Raw genomic sequence first — 16355 nt, forward strand, 5'->3', positions numbered from 1 at the left:
GCACCAGGATATGCCGCCGCGAAAGCCGCCCGCCCACCGGGACGAAGCTCCCAAAAGGTGGACGGGCGACCGGTGTGCTCAGGCGGCCTGCGCCTTGTTGTAGAGGTTCTGGACGTCCACGCCGAAGTACGGGCCGAACATGTAGCCGGGCAGGAAGGTGTAACCGAAACTGTTCACCGAAGCCTGGACACCCGCGCCGGTCGCCTCGCTGAAGTTGAGGAACCACGGGCCACCACTCGAACCACCGGTCATGTCGCAGTTCATCCCGTGGTCCTTGGTCAGCAGGAAGTCGGTGATCGTGCTTCCGCTGCAATAGATCAGCTTCGTGCCGTCGTACGGCGCCGCCGCCGGGTAACCGAACGTGTACATCGTCTGGTTGCGCGCCTGGTTGAACGCGATCCCCTGTGCGCCGACGACGTCGGTCAGCTTCTGCCCGTTGAGCGGGTTGACCACGGCCGCGCCGACGTCGTAATTCATGTCTTCGCTCGCTTCCCACTGCGGAGTGGTCAGCGTGCTCTTCGCGGCCCAGGTGCCGTAGGGCGTGTTGCCGTTGTCGTAACCGGGCGCGAACGTCCAGTTGGTGTGCCAGGCGCCCTGGTACTTCACGCAGTGCCCAGCGGTGATGACAACGCTGCCGTTCGCGCTGGTGACAGCGTCACCGGAGCACGACGCGTTTCGCCCGCCCATGGTGAAGAACACGCGGCCGGCGGTCTGCGCGACTTTGCCCGCCCCGGTCCACGCACCGCCGCCGTTGGGGATGCTCTGGATGATCGTGCTCTCCCCCTTCGCGACGTCCTTCGGCGAAAGGTCCGGGGCCTTGACCAGTTGTTCGATCGGGATCGCCGACCGCATCCGCTCGGGCGTCCAGTACGCCGCGACCGCCTGCGCGTCGACCGCCGCCTGATGGTGGACCGGTCCGGCGTGAGCGGAACTCGCGACCGCCGTCAGCGCCGTCACCGCCAGTCCCACGAACGCCGCCAGGATCCCGGCCCGGGAAGCCGTCCTCTTCATGGCGTACCACCTTTCGCCACCGGTGAATTGCCGTATGACTTGCACGACATTCTGAAAGTATTTGCCTCACTACTGGCCGTACAAGCGGCCGTTCGGCCGCATCCGTGGTCGCGTATGGACCGTTCGGCCGAGCACGGCGAACGCCGCGGGCGAGAACGTGTCCTCACCCGCGGCGTTCGAAAACGGCCCTATCCGACGCGGTGGCGGTCCTGCCGCAACAACCCGAGGTCGACCGGTGTCAAGGTCGCGGATTTCAGCAGTTCGCGGATCAGGTTGCGCTTCAACGCATCGCCGACCGGTTCACCGACTTCTTCCCTCGTCAGCCCCGGGACACCGGCTGCGGCCAAGCGTGTGCGGACAGCGGTCACGATGTGTTCGACGCGTCTGGCCGTCCAGTTGACGTCCGGCTGCAATTCCGCCAGCGAAGCGGCCGCGGTCCGCGCGGACAACGGCCGTGGCTCCGGTTCGTGAAGCAGATACCGCTGGCTGAGCGTCGTCAACAGCACCCTTTCCACCGGCGAGAGTGACCAGGTCGCCGGAACCACGGTCTGGTCGTTCGGGCGCGCGACGGGGATCGCGTGGTCCCGCCCGACGACTCGCAGTTCCAGCGCGTGGACCCGGCCCGGCGAGCCTTCGACCAGCAGGGTCGAATAGCCCGGACCGAGCGGGAGCGGCTCCCCGTCCGGCAGGACCAGGCGGAAGCCCAGCCTGATCGGCACCTTTCCGGTGTTGCGCACCCGCCAGAGGCCGTCGTGGAAGGTCAGCTCACCGCATTCGCGAGCGACCCGGCGATCGTCGACGCCCAAGGGGATGTGGACGTCGTGATGGTTCCGCCCGAAGGAAACCCTCCGCCCTTCCCCCGGCTCGCAGGAATAGCCACCGTCGAGAGTCCTCGCGACGAGCGTGTTCAAGCGGGTGCCGGAATCATTCTCCGAATCCGACGACGCGTCGTAAACAATCCAGGGCGAGTTGACAAGAAGGTCGGCGGCGGCCTGGCCCAATGCCCCGACGAACGACGCCGTTTTCCCTGAGCCGGTGGCGTGGGCGCTCATCGAGTGGCCTGCCCTGCTCATGACCTCCCGCAGTCCTGCTTCGACCTCGAACTCACTCTCGGCAGAGGCGGCTTCGTAGGCTTGCCGCACGAGCCCGCGAAGGGCCTCGTCCTCGTTCGCGGTCATGCCCGCTCACCTCCTTCATCGAGCCTTTCGTGCCGGTAGGCCAGCGGTCTCAACCGGACACGAAGCCGTTCCACCTGTGTCCGGACGGTGGACGTGCTGATCTCGAGGTGCTCCGCGATCTCCGGGCCGCTGAACTCCGCGAGGAAGTACAGGATCCCGATCATTCTCCGCCGGGCGGGCTGGTTCTCCAGAAGCAGCGTCACTTCCTTGTACAACGTCAGCCGATCGAGCACCTGCTCGTGGAGGTCGCCCTGCCCCGGGAACTCGTTCTCGTCGTCGAGGGGAACGAACCGGTTGTTGCGCCGGTACCAGTCGGCCACTTTCTTCGCGGCGATGCCGACCACGTAGCGACGGTTGTCGCTCGGGGGCCGCGCCTTGCGTTCGTCCCAGCGTTCGAACATCACCAGATAGGCGTCCTGCGCCGCGTCGCTCCCGATTTCACGGTCGCCCGCCAAGAAGTTCGCGATATCCCTGGTTCTTCGGGCGGTATCGACGTAGAAGTCTTCGAATCGTTCCGAATATTCGGTCATGACCCCGATCGCTCCGCCGGCCTGCCCGTCACGATTTCCATTGCCCCGCCGTTCGCGGTCCGGTCGACGACCCACAGCCCCGACGGCGCGAGTTCCACGAGGCGCTCGATGTTATGCCTCCGGACGGCGTCCTGGCGCAGTGCCACGAGGTCGCGGAGAATCGTGACGGCGGCCGGGACGACGATCGCGAGGACAGCCCACGATTCCATGATCATCACCTCCAGTCGGTTCGCTCATGCGGAGTACTCGCGACAGGCCCCCTGGACGTCTACACCGTCACTCGAAAGAGTCATTGAGAGGTAGGGCAAAGGTGGCTGGGGTGTGGGGTCACGAAGTCCGCCCCAGCATTCCCCCTTAAATAGGCCAGCTGTCTGGGCTGATCTTCGTACTGTTCTCCTGGTCAAGCGAGGCAGTGCGAATCGGTGGCGGGAAGGACGCCGTCCCGCAGGTATCGGACGACGACGTCGTTCCCGCACGCGTTCTCCTTGGTGAAAACGCCGTGCCCGCCCGCGTCGACGGTGACGAACCTGGCCCGTCCGCCCAGCGCCGAGCGCAGTCCCAACGCCCCTACGAGTGGCGTCGCCGGGTCGCGGAGGTTCTGCACCAGCAGGATGTTCGACGGTCCCCGGTCGGTGATCCGCACGGGGCGTTCGCGGGGCTCCACCGGCCAGAACGCGCAGGGGGTGATGTTCGAGGCGGCGGGGCCGAACAGCGGATGCGTCACCCGAGCGCGTTCGACGGCCTTTTGGTAGTAGCGCACGCTTTCCGGCCAGTCGGAGTCGTTGCACAGCACCTGGAGCTGGAGTGCCGCGTGGTTGTCGCCGTCGAGCGGCCCGCCCTGTGCGGACACGGCCGGGGTGGCCCATTTCTCGGCCAGCGCCGGAAAGTTCGCGTCGTCGTAGAGCGCCGCCCAGGTGTCGCTTCGGATTCCCGGGCGGTTTTCGACCAGTTCGAAGAACTTCGCCGTCACGTCGGCCTGCGTTCGCCCGAGGTGGTAGACCTCGTCCCGCGCCGCCGCCCAGGCGGTGAAGTCACCGAACCGGTCGTCGAAACCGTCCGCGAAGCGCTGGTGTGCCTGGACGTCCAGGCCTTTCGGGCCGAGAAGGCTGTCCAGCACGATCCGGTCCGTCTTCGCCGGGAACAGCGAGGAGTAGACGGCGCCAAGGTAGCTCCCGTACGAAACGCCGTAGAACGAGATCTTCCGCTCCCCCAGCGCCTCCCGGATCCGGTCCATGTCGCGCGCGGTGTTGGCGGTGGTCATGTGCGGCAGGAGATCCCTGGTCTTCGACGCGGCGCACTGCTTGGCCACCACACTGGATTTCGTCGCCTTCTCGGCAACGTCACGGGGACCTTCCGCATACGGTCCGACGAGGATGAACCGCTGCTCCTCGGTCAGATCGCAGGTCACCGGTGTGCTGTAGGTGGTGCCGCGCGGATCGAAACCGATGACGTCGTAACTGTCGAGCAGGCCGGTGTGCCCCTGTCGCTGCGCGAGTTGCGCGGGCATCGCCAGACCGGGGCTCCCGGGACCGCCAGGGTTCATCAGCAGGACGCCCCGGCGTTTCGGCGAGGTGCTCGCCTTACGGGAAACGGTGAGTTCGATCTTTCGCCCGCCGGGATCGGCATAGTCCAGCGGCACCTTGAGTTTCGCGCATTCGAGGCCCGCGGTCGGCGAGGGAGTCATGCCGTAGTCCGGACAGGGTGACGTCCAGCGCAGCGCCGGCGCCGCTTCGGCGGTCACCGGGGAAGCTGCGGCGAGTGGCAGGAAAGCCAGTATTGCCAGCGTTTTTCTCATGCGGGAGAGCTTGACTCGCGTGGCGGCCCTACCGCGTCGGCCCCGAGGCTGATCCCGGCCCTCCGCCTTGGGTAGGGGTCTCCCGCTGCCGTTCGTCATCCCCGCCGGATGTCGCGAAAGCCACTTTCGGGACACTAGATGTCTCGAAAGTGGCTTTCGCGGCACATCTCCAGCGGGATCAGACGACGGCGAGCGGCAACGCCGTCGGGTGCACCGGCGCGGGCAGGTCCGAAGCACCGGTGAGATAGGCGTCGACGGCACTCGCCACCGAGCGTCCTTCGGCGATCGCCCACACCACCAGCGAGGCACCGCGGTGCGCGTCGCCGCAGACGAACACGCCGGGCGAGGAGGTCTGCCAGTCCGCGCCGCACGAAAGCGTGCCACGCCTGGTCAACGACAGCCCGAGCCCGTCGAGCAGCGGCATGTGCTCGACACCCTCGAACCCGATCGCGAGCAGGACGAGGTCGGCGGGCAGTTCCTCGACCTCGTCGTTGACCGGGGTCACCATCCGCTTGCCGGTCTCGGGGTCCTTGACCACGCGAACCTGCCGGAGTTCGATGGCACGCACGGTGCCGTCGTCGTCACCGAGGAACCGGGTGACCGCGACGGCGAACTTGCGCTCGCCCGCCTCCTCGTGCGCCGGATAGGTGCGCAGGATGTACGGCCAGGTCGGCCACGGCGACCGCTCGTCGTCCCTTGTGGACGGTGGCGTCGGGTACTGGTCCAGCTGGGTCACCGAAAGCGCGCCTTGGCGGGTCGCGGTGCCGTAAGAGTCGGCGCCGGTGTCGCCACCGCCGATGATGACCACGTGCTTGCCCGCGGCGTCGACCGACGACGGGCCGTCGCCCTCGACGTACTTGTTGGCCGGGACCAGATGTTCCATCGCCAGGTGGATCCCGGACAGCTCGCGGCCTGGGGTCGTCGTGTCGTCGCGGCCGCGCAGCGCGCCGACGGCGAGCACCACCGCGTCGTAGCCCGCCCGGAGTTCCTCGACGGTCAGGTCGACGCCGACCTCGCAGCCGGTGACGAATTTCGTGCCCTCGTTGCGGAGTTGCGCGAGCCGCCGGTCGAGGACCTTCTTCTCCATCTTGAACTCGGGGATACCGTATCGCAGCAGGCCGCCGAGCCGATCATCCCGTTCGTAGACGGTCACTTCGTGGCCGGCGCGGGTCAGCTGCTGCGCGGCGGCGAGCCCGGCCGGGCCGGAGCCGACGACCGCGACCCGCTGGCCCGACGAGACCGCCGAGATCTGCGGCTGGACGTAGCCCGCTTCCCAGGACTGGTCGGCGATGGTCTGCTCGACGCGTTTGATCGCCACCGGGCCGCCGGACATCGGCGAGACCGACAGGACGCAGCCCGCCTCGCACGGCGCGGGGCACAGCTTCCCGGTGAACTCGGGGAAGTTGTTGGTCGCGTGGAGCCGGTCGCTCGCCGCGGCCCAGTCGCCGCGGCGCACCAGGTCGTTCCACTCCGGGATCAGGTTGCCCAGCGGGCAGCCGGAACCACTGGAGTGACAGAACGGGATGCCGCAGTCCATGCACCGCGAGGCCTGCTTGCGCACCTGTTCGTTGCGCTCGCCGGGTTCCACGTCGGCGTACACCTCGCCCCAGGTGGCGAGACGCTCCTCTTTGGACTTCTTCTTCGGCTCTTCGCGCTCATACTTCAGGAAACCGGTCGGGTCAGCCACGTGCGGCCTCCATGATCGCTTCGTCGACGTCGCGGCCCGCGGCACGCGCCGCCTTCGCCGCGTCAAGGACACGCTGGTAGTCGCGGGGCATCACCTTGGTGAACGCCGCCGAGCGACGCGGCCAGTCGCCGAGCAGCGACGCGGCCACGGCCGAACGTGTGAGGTCGTAGTGCTTCTGCACGGTCTTCTTGAGCCAGGCGAGATCCTCGGACCGCGGGGTCAGGAGGTTCACCATCTCCTCGTTGACCCGGCTCCGGTCGAGGTCGAGCACGTAGGCCTCGCCGCCGGACATGCCTGCCGCGAGGTTGCGCCCGGTCGGGCCGAGCACCACGGCCTGCCCGCCGGTCATGTACTCGAAGGCGTGGTCGCCGACGCCCTCGGCGACGACCACCGCGCCGGAGTTGCGCACGCAGAACCGTTCGCCGACCTGGCCGCGCAGGAACATCTCGCCGCCGGTGGCCCCGTAGGCGAGCGTGTTCCCGGCGATGGTCTGGCCTTCGGCGGCGAACTTCGCGTCCGGATGCGGGCGCACGATGATCCGCCCGCCGGACAGGCCCTTGCCGACGTAGTCGTTCGCGTCACCGACCATGTCGAGGGTGATGCCACGCGGCAGGAACGCGCCGAGCGACTGCCCGGCGGAACCGGTCAGCAGCACGTGGATCGTGTCCTCGGGCAGGCCCTCGCCACCGTAGCGGCGGGTGATCTCGGAACCGAGCAGCGTGCCGACGGTCCGGTTCACGTTCCGCACCGGCAGTTCCAGCCGCACCGGATGCGCGTCCTCCAGCGCCGCCTCGGCGAGCTGGATCAGCGTCCGGTCGAGCGCGTGTTCCAGGCCGTGGTCCTGCGTTCGCGTGCGCCGCTTCGCCCCGCCGTACGGGGTCTCTTTCGGCATCTCGAAGATCGGCGACAGGTCGAGCCCGGAGGCCTTCCAGTGCTCGATCGCCTTGTCGGTGTCCAGCATCTCGGCGTGGCCGATGGCCTCGTCGAGGGTGCGGAAACCGAGTGCCGCCAACGTTTCCCGGACTTCTTCGGCGACGAACCGGAAGTAGTTGACGACGTGGTCGGCTTGGCCGGTGTAGCGCTTGCGCAGATCAGGGCTCTGGGTCGCGACGCCGACCGGGCAGGTGTCGAGGTGGCAGACGCGCATCATGACGCAGCCTTCGACGATCAGCGGCGCCGTCGCGAAGCCGTACTCCTCCGCGCCGAGCAGCGCGGCGACGACGACGTCCTTGCCGGTCTTCATCGCGCCGTCGACCTGCACGGTGATCCGGTCACGCAAACCGTTGAGCAGCAACGTCTGCTGTGTCTCGGCGAGTCCGATCTCCCACGGCGTCCCCGCGTGCTTGAGCGAGTTCATCGGGGAGGCACCGGTGCCGCCGTCGTGGCCGGAGATCAGCACGACGTCGGCGTGTGCCTTCGACACGCCCGCCGCGACCGTGCCGACGCCGAGCGAGGACACCAGCTTCACGTGGATGCGGGCGTTCTCGTTGGCGTTCTTGAGGTCGTGGATCAGCTGGGCGAGATCCTCGATCGAGTAGATGTCATGGTGCGGCGGCGGCGAGATGAGCCCGACGCCCGGCGTGGAGTGCCGCGTCCGCGCGATCCACGGGTACACCTTGTTCGGCGGCAGCTGCCCGCCCTCGCCCGGCTTCGCGCCCTGCGCCATCTTGATCTGGATGTCGTCGGCGTTGACCAGGTACTCGCTCGTGACGCCGAACCGGCCGCTCGCGACCTGCTTGATCGCGCTGCGCCGCTCCGGGTCGTACAGGCGTTCGGGGTCTTCCCCGCCCTCACCGGTGTTGGACCGGCCGCCGATACGGTTCATCGCGATGGCGAGGGTTTCGTGTGCCTCGGCCGAAATCGAGCCGTAGGACATCGCGCCGGTGTTGAAGCGCTTGAAGATGGCCTCGACGGGCTCGACCTCGTCCAGCGGGACGGGTTCGCGGGTGCCCTCGCGGAAGGAGAACAGCCCGCGCAGCGCGCCGCCCTGGCGGTAGAGGCGGTGCACCTCGTCGGAGTACTGCTTGTAGACCTCTTCGCGGCCGGTCTTCGTCGCGTGCTGCAACAGGAAGACGGTCTCCGGGGTGAACAGGTGCAGTTCGCCCTCGCGGCGGTACGCGTACTCGCCGCCGGTCTCGAGTCCACGGTGGACCCGGTCGGTCGGGTTGTCCGGGTACGCGCGGCGATGGCGGGTGGCGACCTCTTCGGCGAGCACGCTCAGTCCGACGCCGCCGAGCTTCGACGACGTCCCGGTGAAGTACTCGTCGAGCAGATCCTGGCTCAGCCCGAAGGATTCGAACACCTGCGCCGCGGTGTACGCGCCGACGGTCGAGATGCCCATCTTCGACATGATCTTCAGAACGCCCTTGACGAGCGCCTTGACGTAGTTGCGGATCGCCTTGGCCGGTTCGATGCCGGTGATCGCACCGGTCGAGATCATGTCCTCGATGGTCTCGAAGGCCAGGTACGGGTTCACCGCGGCGGCGCCGTAGCCCAGCAGCAGCGCGATGTGGTGGACCTCGCGGGCGTCACCGGTCTCGACGACCAGCGCGACGCGGAGCCTTTCCTTGGTGCGCACCAGATGGTGGTGCACCGAGGACACCAGCAGCAGCGACGGGATCGGCGCCATGCGGTGGTCGGAGTCGCGGTCGGACAGCACGAGGGTGCGCGCGCCCGCCGCGATCGCCTCGGAGGCCTCGCGCCGGACCCGTTCGATCGCGGACGCCAGCGCGTCGGCCCCGCCGTCCACTTCGTACAGTCCGGAAAGGACACTGCACGCGAAGCCGGGAAGGTCGCCGTCGTCGTTGATGTGGATCAGCTTGGCGAGTTCGTCGTTGTCGATCACCGGATACGGCAGCTGCACGTGGCGGCACGAGGCCGGGCCGGGGGCGAGCAGGTTCCGCTCGGGGCCCATGATCCGGCTCATCGAGGTGACCAGCTCTTCGCGGATCGCGTCCAGCGGCGGATTGGTGACCTGCGCGAAATTCTGCTTGAAGTAGTCGTAGAGCAGCCGGGAACGCTGCGACAGCACCGCGGGCGGACTGTCGGAACCCATCGAACCGATCGGCTCGGCCGCCTTGGCCACCATCGGCGCGAGGAGGATCTTCAGCTCTTCTTCGGTGTAGCCGAAGGAAAGCTGACGCCGCAGCACCGAATCGTGGCTCTGCACGATGTGGTCGCGGTCGGGCAGGTCGGCGATCTGCAGCAGACCGGCGTGCAGCCAGCCCTCGTACGGGAGTTCCTTGGCCAGCTCCGACTTGACCTCTTCGTCGTCGACGATCCGGCCCGCCTCGGTGTCCACCAGGAACATGCGCCCGGGCTTGAGACGGCCCTTGGCCACGACGTCCGCGGGGGCGACGTCGAGGACTCCGGCCTCACTGGCCAGCACGACCCGGTCATCGGCGGTGCGCCACCATCGGGCGGGACGCAGGCCGTTGCGGTCCAGCACCGCGCCGACGAGCGTGCCGTCGGTGAAGGTGACACAGGCCGGGCCGTCCCACGGCTCCATCAGGCTGGCGTGGAACTGGTAGAACGCACGACGCTGGGCGTTCATCCCGGTGTGGTTCTCCCACGCCTCGGGGATCATCATCAGCACCGCGTGCGGCAGCGACCGGCCGCCGAGGTGCAGCAGCTCCAGCACCTCGTCGAAGGAGGCGGAGTCCGACGCGTCGGCCGAGCAGATCGGGTACAGGCGGGTGAGGTCGCCGGGGATGAGGTCCGATTCGAGCAGCGCCTCGCGGGCGCGCATGCGGTTGCGGTTGCCCCGGATGGTGTTGATCTCGCCGTTGTGCGCGACGAACCGGAACGGATGCGCCAGCGGCCACGACGGGAAGGTGTTGGTGGAGAACCGGGAGTGCACGAGCGCGATGGCGCTGGTGAGCCGGGTGTCGGTCAGGTCGGTGAAGAAGAGCGGGAGCTGCTCGGGGGTCAGCATTCCCTTGTAGACGATCGTCCGCGAGGACAGCGACGGGAAGTAGGTGCCCCGTCCCGCGGTCACGCTCTCGTTCTCGACGCGCTTGCGCAGGCAGAAGGCCAGGCGGTCCAGTTCGAGCCCGCCGGGGCGCCGTCCGTCGGTCTCGGCGCCCGCGACGAACAGCATCGCGAAATGCGGCGCCACCGAACGTGCCGTCGGGCCGATGCCGGCGCGGTCGGCGTCGACCGGGACCTCACGCCAGCCGAGGACGTCGAGGCCCTCTTCGGTGGCGATCCGCTCGATCAGGGCGACGGCCTCGCCGCGCTCCTCGGTGTCCGATGGCAGGAAACCGATCCCGGTCGCGTAGGTCTGGTGACCGTCCGCGTCGGCCTCGGGCAGGGCGAACTCCACTTCGGCCCGCAGCAGCCCGTCGGGTAGCTGCAACAGGATGCCCGCACCGTCGCCACTGGTCGGCTCCGCACCGGCGGCGCCACGGTGGTCGAGGTTCGTCAGCGCGGCCAGGCCGTCGGTGACGATGCCGTGCGAGCGGCGCCCGCGGACGTCGGCCACCATGGCCACACCGCAGGAGTCCTGTTCGGATTCGGGATCGTAGAGACCTTGTTTGCCGGGAATGGCGGAGAAGATCATGAAGGGACCTCCTTCGTCGTCTGTGCTCAGCGGGCCGGACGGGCCGGCCGGGGGAATGCGCACGGGACGACGATGGCCCGTTCGTTAGCGCGACTTTAACACCTGGGAAACATGCGGGCATCAGTTCATCGGACGAGAAAGCCCGCTGATGGGTAACGATCTGGATGCCCGGAACGACACAGTTCCTGATGGGGTCACGGTAGTTCGTCCCGCTAAGTATATGTCCTGTTCCGGGTTGTCACGAGACGCGGCGAGGCGACCCTAGTCACTTCGGGCGCGCTTCGCACGCTGGGCCACATAACTAGAACATGTTACTGTTCTGCGCTTGATCCTGGCCGTTTCCGGCTCACGGACCCGGTCGCCGTCGTCACCGGCGCCGGACGCGGGATCGGCGCGGCGACGTCTGAGCGACCCGGCCGCTGCTGGAAACCAGCACCGAGTTCCTCGAAGAATCCTTCCGCTTCACCGTTTCCACCGCCCACGCGCTGACCGTCGCGGCGGCACCGTCCCTACTGGAGACCGGCGGCTCGGTCGTCAACATCTCGTCCGTCATGGGCCGCGTGACCGGACGGGGCTTCGCCGCGTACCTCGCGCCGAAGGTCCGGGTGAACGCGATCTCCGTCGGCTCGGTGACGACGTCCGCGCTCGAGGTGGTGGTGGGCAACGCGGAGCGCTACTTCTCGGAGTCGGGCTTCGGGTCCTCGGTCGCCTTGTCGACGGCCGAGTCCCGGACCGTGTCCGGGGCCGCCGCGATCTCCGCGTGTTCCTCGCTCTTGGGCGCGTCTTCGGCATCCGAGGGGTCGTCTCGTGGCACGCCCTTGTTCCACAGCGTTTCCGGCAGCTCCCGCGGCCCTCGCTTGGCGGCGAGGACGAAGTAGACGATCGCCGCGGCGAACAGCAGGATCGAGGTCCACACGTTGACCCGCAGGCCGAGGATGTGGTTCGCGGTGTCGGTCCGCATCATCTCGATCCAGAACCGGCCCGCGGTGTACCCGGCGACGTAGAGCGCGAACGCGCGGCCGTGGCCGAGGCGGAACTTCTTGTCCGCCCAGATGACCAGCAGCGCGACGCCGAGGTTCCAGATCAGCTCGTAGAGGAACGTCGGGTGCACCGGGCTGTCCGGCAGCGGGACGTGCCCGATCGCGATGCCGTTCAGGAAGTCGTCCGGGTTGGCCGGGTTGTAGCGCTGGTAGATCTCCAGTCCCCACGGCAGATCCGTGTGCGCGCCGTAGAGTTCCTGGTTGAAGTAGTTGCCGACCCGACCCAGTGCCTGCGCGATCACGATCCCCGGCGCGAGCGCGTCCGCCATCGCGGGCAGCGGGATCCCCCGGCGGCGGCAGGCGATGAGCGCGCCGACCGCGCCCAGCGCGATCGCGCCCCAGATGCCGAGGCCGCCGTCCCAGATCTTCAGCGCGTCGACCGGGTTCTTGCCCTCGCCGAAGTACAGCTGGTTGTCGGTGATGACGTGATACAGCCGCCCGCCGACCAGGCCGAACGGCACCGCGAAGACGGCGACGTCGATGACGGTGCCCTTCGTGCCGCCACGGGCGATCCAGCGCCGTTCGCCCAGCCAGATCGCCACGATGATGCCGGCGATGATGCAGAGCGCGTAGGCGCGGAGCGGGACCGGTCCGATATGCCAGACGCCCTGGTCGGGGCTGGGGATGGTCGCGAGGAACGCTGCCGAGGCGGTATTCACGTCGGCCACCGTAGCGCTTCTTCCGCGTCTTGGGACCGTCAGCCCTCGACGGCGGCCAAAAAGCCCGCGATCAGCGCGGAAGCCACCTGCCCGACTGCTGCGTCCGGCGGCAGGAACAGCTCGTCGTGCAGGCTGGGAGCGCCGGCGGTGTCACCGAGGCCGACGAACATCATCAGGCCGCGCGTCACCCCGCAGTAGTGCGCGAAATCGTCGGCGCCGAACGACCGGAAGTCGAGGTCGACGTTCGCCCCCGCGCGGACGAGCCGCCGGTGCGCGTGCTGGGTGAGCCCGGCGTCGTTGTGCAGCACCGGTTCGCACGGACGGATCTCCAGTTCAGCCCGGCAGCCGTGCGCCTTGGCGGTGCCGTGGACGACCTCGGCGAGCCCCTCCAGCGCGAGGTCGCGGTCCTCCGCGCGCATCAGCCGCAGCGAGCCGGAGAGGCGGGCCTCGTTCGGTACCACGTTCGCCGTCGTCCCCGCCTCGATCCGGCCGATCGAGCAGACCGCGCCGAACACCGGATCGACGCGGCGGCTCGCGAGCTGTTGCAGGCTCACCACGATCTGGCTGAGCGCGAGGATCGGGTCCCGCAGCAGATGCGGGTAGCCGGCGTGCCCGCCCCGGCCGCGGACGACCACGTCGAATTCTTCGGTGGACGCGTTCACCGGCCCCGGCACCGCCGACACCACCCCCGCCGCGAGCCGCGGCTGGACGTGCGCGCCGATGACCGACTCGACGCCGTACTCGGCGAGCACCCCGGACTCGACGATGTCCAGCGCGCCGGACGGCGACGTCTCCTCACGCGGTTGCAGGAGCGCGAGGAGCGGCCGTGGCACCCCGACGACGGCAGCCGCGCGGCAGGTCGCGACGAGCGCGGCCATGTGCACGTCGTGCCCGCACGCGTGCATCAACGACGTCTCCGAAGCCCACGGGACGCCGGTCCGCTCGGTGACCGGCAGCGCGTCCAGTTCGGTGCGCAGCGCCACGGCCGGTCCCGGCCCGGTGCCGGGGAACAGCACGGCCCGGCCGGTCTTGGCGACCCGGACGCCGTCGATGCCCAGCGCCTCGATGACGACCCGCGCGGTGTCCTCTTCATTCCCCGACGCGCGGGGGTCGGCGTGCACCCGGTGCCGCAGCTCGATCGCGGACGGCAGCTCCGCCTCGACGGCGGCCTCCCACCGGTCCTGTAGTTCGTCCAGTTCCGTCATGTCCCCTCCAGCCCGTACACCCGTTCGGCGTTGCGGTGCCCCACCAGCGCCGTGATCCGGCGTGCGTCCACTTCGGACAGTACGTCGGCGGACAGCCCGGCGCACAGGAAGTCCGACAGTCCTTGCCGGAACAACCCGGTGCCGAGGTGGTACAGCTCGGCCAGCCCGAACGCGTCGGTGGAGAACAGCAGTTTTCCGAACGGCACGATCTCCATTGTCTCCGCGATGATCGCGGGCGCACGATGACCGGCGTTGTGCGTCGCGAGTCCCACGTCGATGAACACGTGCTCGAACACCTGCGCCAGATACGCGGCGTTCCGGTGGAAGGGGTAGTTGTGCAGCAGCATGATCGGCACCCCGCGCGACCGTGTCGCCCGCAGCAGCCCGGTGAGCAGCAGCGGATCGCAGCGGTGCAGGTCGACGTCGGAATCGCCGAAGCCGACGTGGAACTGGATCGGCAGGGCCAGGTCGATCCCGGTCCAGATCAGGAACCGATGCAGCACCTCGTCGGCGAGCCGGACCGGTTCGCCCGCCTCGATCCCGGCGAGCCAGCGACCGGCCGCCTCGGTGACTTCGGTGCCCGTGGGGCGCTCCCCCGCCAGGTCCAGTCCGACCCGGTAGGCGGCGATGGACTTGAAGCCGACCGCCGTCGTGGCGCGTTTCGCCAGCTCACCGGTGAAGGCGGCGGCGAATCCCGCGGCGGTGGTGGAGACGATCACCGCTTCGGCGACCTGTTCGAGCCGGACGATGTCCCGCGCGCGGGCGCCGGACAGGGCCGCGAACTGCCCGGTCGTGGTCAGCGTGTCCGGCAGGAAGCCGCCGTCGAGCAGGAACTCCGTCGTGCCGGTGGCGCGCAGGAATCGCGCGTTGACCTCGGCGGCGCCCAATTCGGCGCGGCGGGCCAGGTAGACCTCGGCCGGGACGTGCGGTGGCAGGCCGAGCATCGGGGCGCAGCGGGCGCGGACGGCGAGGCCGATCAGCGAGTCGAACAACGTCGTGCCCAGTGAAGAGACGGTGTCGGCCTCGGTGAGCATCTGCTCGAACTCGATCCGGCCGAGATCTCCGGTGACGACACCGTGGCAGTGGTGGTCCACCAGCCGGGCCTCGGCGACGAACGGCAGGATCGGGGTTCCCGGCATGGCGCGTCCCTTCTCGTGATCGACGAGTGCGGCCCCACCTTATGACCGGATCCGGGCGTGGCAAGGGGCTCGGGATGAGGCCAGGATGGGGAACCATGGTGAACCGGGAAGCACTGACCGCCCGCGCGACCGCCCTCGTCGGGGACCTCCGGGCGCGGAGGGTCGAACTGGTGGCGCTGACCTTCGTGGACAACGCCGGGATCGCGCGGGTCAAGGCGGTGCCGCTGCGGAAGCTGCCGTCCGCGGCCGCGTGGGGTGTGGGCGCCGCGACCTGCTTCGACTTCTTCGGTTTCGACGACGGCATCACCGGTGGCGAACATTCGCTCGGGCCGGTCGGTGACCTGCGGCTGCATCCGGATCTCGACGCGCTGACCGTCCTCGCCGGGCAGCCCGGCTGGGCCTGGGCGCCGGTGACCAAACTCGACCAGGAAGGCGAGCCGCATCCGCAGGATCAGCGCGCTCTGCTGGCGACGGCGGTGGACCGGCTCGCCGCGCGCGGTCACCGGGCGCTGATGAGTTTCGAAATCGAATGGGTGATCACCAGCGCCGACACCCCGGACGATCCGACGTCGGCCACCGCGGGACCGGCCTACGGCTACACGCGGCTTTCCGAGCGTGCGGACTATCTCCGTCAGCTGGTGTCCACTTTGGACCAGCAGGGGGTCGGGGTGGAACAGATCCACCCCGAGTACGCCGACGGCCAATTCGAACTGTCCGTCGCCGCCGCCGACCCGGTGCGTGCGGCCGACGTCGCCGTCCTGACGAAGGAAACGATCCGCGCGCTCAGCCACCGGCACGGACTGCGGGCGTCCTTCACCCCGAAGTTCGCGCCCGCCGGCGTCGGCAACGGCGGGCACGTGCATCTGAGCGTCTGGGACAGCGCACGGAACCTTTTCTCCGGCGGTGAAAGGGTTTTCGGGCTGACGCCGGTCGCGGAGTCGTTCAGCGCGGGCATCCTGCGGCGGCTTCCCGCGCTGCTCGCGATCGGGGCGCCGTCGGTCGTCAGCTACCTGAGGCTGGAGCCGCACCACTGGGCGGGCGTGTACACCGCCTGGGGGCTGGAGAACCGGGAGACGGCGCTGCGGCTGGTGCGCGGGGTGGCCGGTAACCGTGCCTCGGCGGCGAACCTCGAGGTCAAATGCTTCGATCTGACCGCGAATCCATACCTGCTGGCGGCCGCGCTGTTGTTCGCCGGGATGGCCGGTGCCGACGAGGACGCGTCGCTGCCGGAGCCTGTCGACGTGGATCCGGGGACGCTGACCGAGGCCGAACGTGCCGCCCGCGGGATCGAGCGGCTGCCTCTGCGGTTGGAGGAAGCCGTCGCGGCGTTCGAAGCGGACAAGGAGCTGGCGGCCGCGTTCGGCGCGCCGCTGGCGACGACGATCGTGGACGTGCGGCGGGCGGAGATCGAGCGGTTCGCGCACGCGAGCCCGGAGGAGATCACCGAGGCGCAGCGGTGGCGGCACTGAGCGAGCCCACTGTCGCGTGAAGGCCCCCTTCCCTCGGCCATGGTTTTGAGTGACCAGCCGAGGGAAGGGGGCCTTCACGCG

General features: G+C 68.9%; 11 protein-coding genes and 1 pseudogene. 2 read left to right on the plus strand and 10 right to left on the minus strand.

From position 1 onward, the window contains the following. Window positions 1–78 precede the first annotated feature (78 nt). From BS329_RS29215 to gltB, 7 genes are all read right to left on the minus strand, one after another. Window positions 79–1011 carry a trypsin-like serine peptidase gene (locus BS329_RS29215; RefSeq protein ID WP_076164565.1) on the minus strand — a complete coding sequence of 311 codons (933 nt, stop codon included), beginning with the start codon at window positions 1009–1011 and terminating at the stop codon, window positions 79–81. Between the two features lie 188 nt (window positions 1012–1199). Further along, entirely contained in the window at window positions 1200–2189 is a 990-nt protein-coding gene (locus BS329_RS29220) for an FHA domain-containing protein (RefSeq protein WP_143253249.1), read from the minus strand. Further along, entirely contained in the window at window positions 2186–2719 is a 534-nt protein-coding gene (locus BS329_RS29225) for an RNA polymerase sigma factor (RefSeq protein WP_076164567.1), read from the minus strand. The genes BS329_RS29220 and BS329_RS29225 overlap by 4 nt, the downstream gene beginning before the upstream one ends. After that, window positions 2716–2928, minus strand: coding sequence for a hypothetical protein (locus BS329_RS29230; RefSeq protein WP_143253250.1), 213 nt, complete (start codon window positions 2926–2928; stop codon window positions 2716–2718). Before BS329_RS29230 ends, BS329_RS29225 begins: the two co-directional genes overlap by 4 nt. Before the next feature lie 191 nt (window positions 2929–3119). Next, entirely contained in the window at window positions 3120–4514 is a 1395-nt protein-coding gene (locus BS329_RS29235; RefSeq protein WP_076164571.1) for an alpha/beta hydrolase, read from the minus strand. Window positions 4515–4692: 178 nt separating this feature from the next. Next, on the minus strand, window positions 4693–6201 hold the full coding sequence (locus tag BS329_RS29240) for a glutamate synthase subunit beta (RefSeq protein WP_076164572.1): 1509 nt from the start codon (window positions 6199–6201) through the stop codon (window positions 4693–4695). Then, window positions 6194–10762: a glutamate synthase large subunit gene (gene gltB, locus BS329_RS29245; protein WP_076164574.1), complete on the minus strand. Its 4569-nt coding sequence runs from the start codon at window positions 10760–10762 to the stop codon at window positions 6194–6196. Before gltB ends, BS329_RS29240 begins: the two co-directional genes overlap by 8 nt. A 422-nt stretch (window positions 10763–11184) precedes the next feature. On the opposite strand from gltB, the pseudogene BS329_RS45560 reads away from it, so the two are divergent. Continuing rightward, window positions 11185–11316: pseudogene (locus tag BS329_RS45560) on the plus strand (short-chain dehydrogenase); the annotation flags it as partial. A 119-nt stretch (window positions 11317–11435) separates the two neighbouring features. Here the strand turns inward: BS329_RS45560 and lgt are convergent. From lgt to BS329_RS29270, 3 genes are read right to left on the minus strand one after another with little or no spacing between them, the layout of a single operon-like run. Next, window positions 11436–12470, minus strand: coding sequence for a prolipoprotein diacylglyceryl transferase (lgt, locus tag BS329_RS29260; protein WP_076164579.1), 1035 nt, complete (start codon window positions 12468–12470; stop codon window positions 11436–11438). A gap of 29 nt (window positions 12471–12499) precedes the next feature. After that, a complete protein-coding gene (locus tag BS329_RS29265; RefSeq protein WP_076164581.1) occupies window positions 12500–13666 on the minus strand; it encodes a M20 metallopeptidase family protein in 1167 nt (388 codons plus the stop codon). Next, complete coding sequence (locus BS329_RS29270; protein WP_076164583.1) at window positions 13663–14805, minus strand: amidohydrolase family protein; 1143 nt, start codon at window positions 14803–14805, stop codon at window positions 13663–13665. Before BS329_RS29270 ends, BS329_RS29265 begins: the two co-directional genes overlap by 4 nt. A 95-nt stretch (window positions 14806–14900) precedes the next feature. On the opposite strand from BS329_RS29270, the gene BS329_RS29275 reads away from it, so the two are divergent. Then, window positions 14901–16274, plus strand: coding sequence for a glutamine synthetase family protein (locus BS329_RS29275; RefSeq protein ID WP_076164584.1), 1374 nt, complete (start codon window positions 14901–14903; stop codon window positions 16272–16274). Window positions 16275–16355 lie beyond the last annotated feature (81 nt).

The organism is Amycolatopsis coloradensis (genome assembly GCF_001953865.1).
In the GTDB taxonomy this organism is placed as follows: domain Bacteria; phylum Actinomycetota; class Actinomycetes; order Mycobacteriales; family Pseudonocardiaceae; genus Amycolatopsis; species Amycolatopsis coloradensis.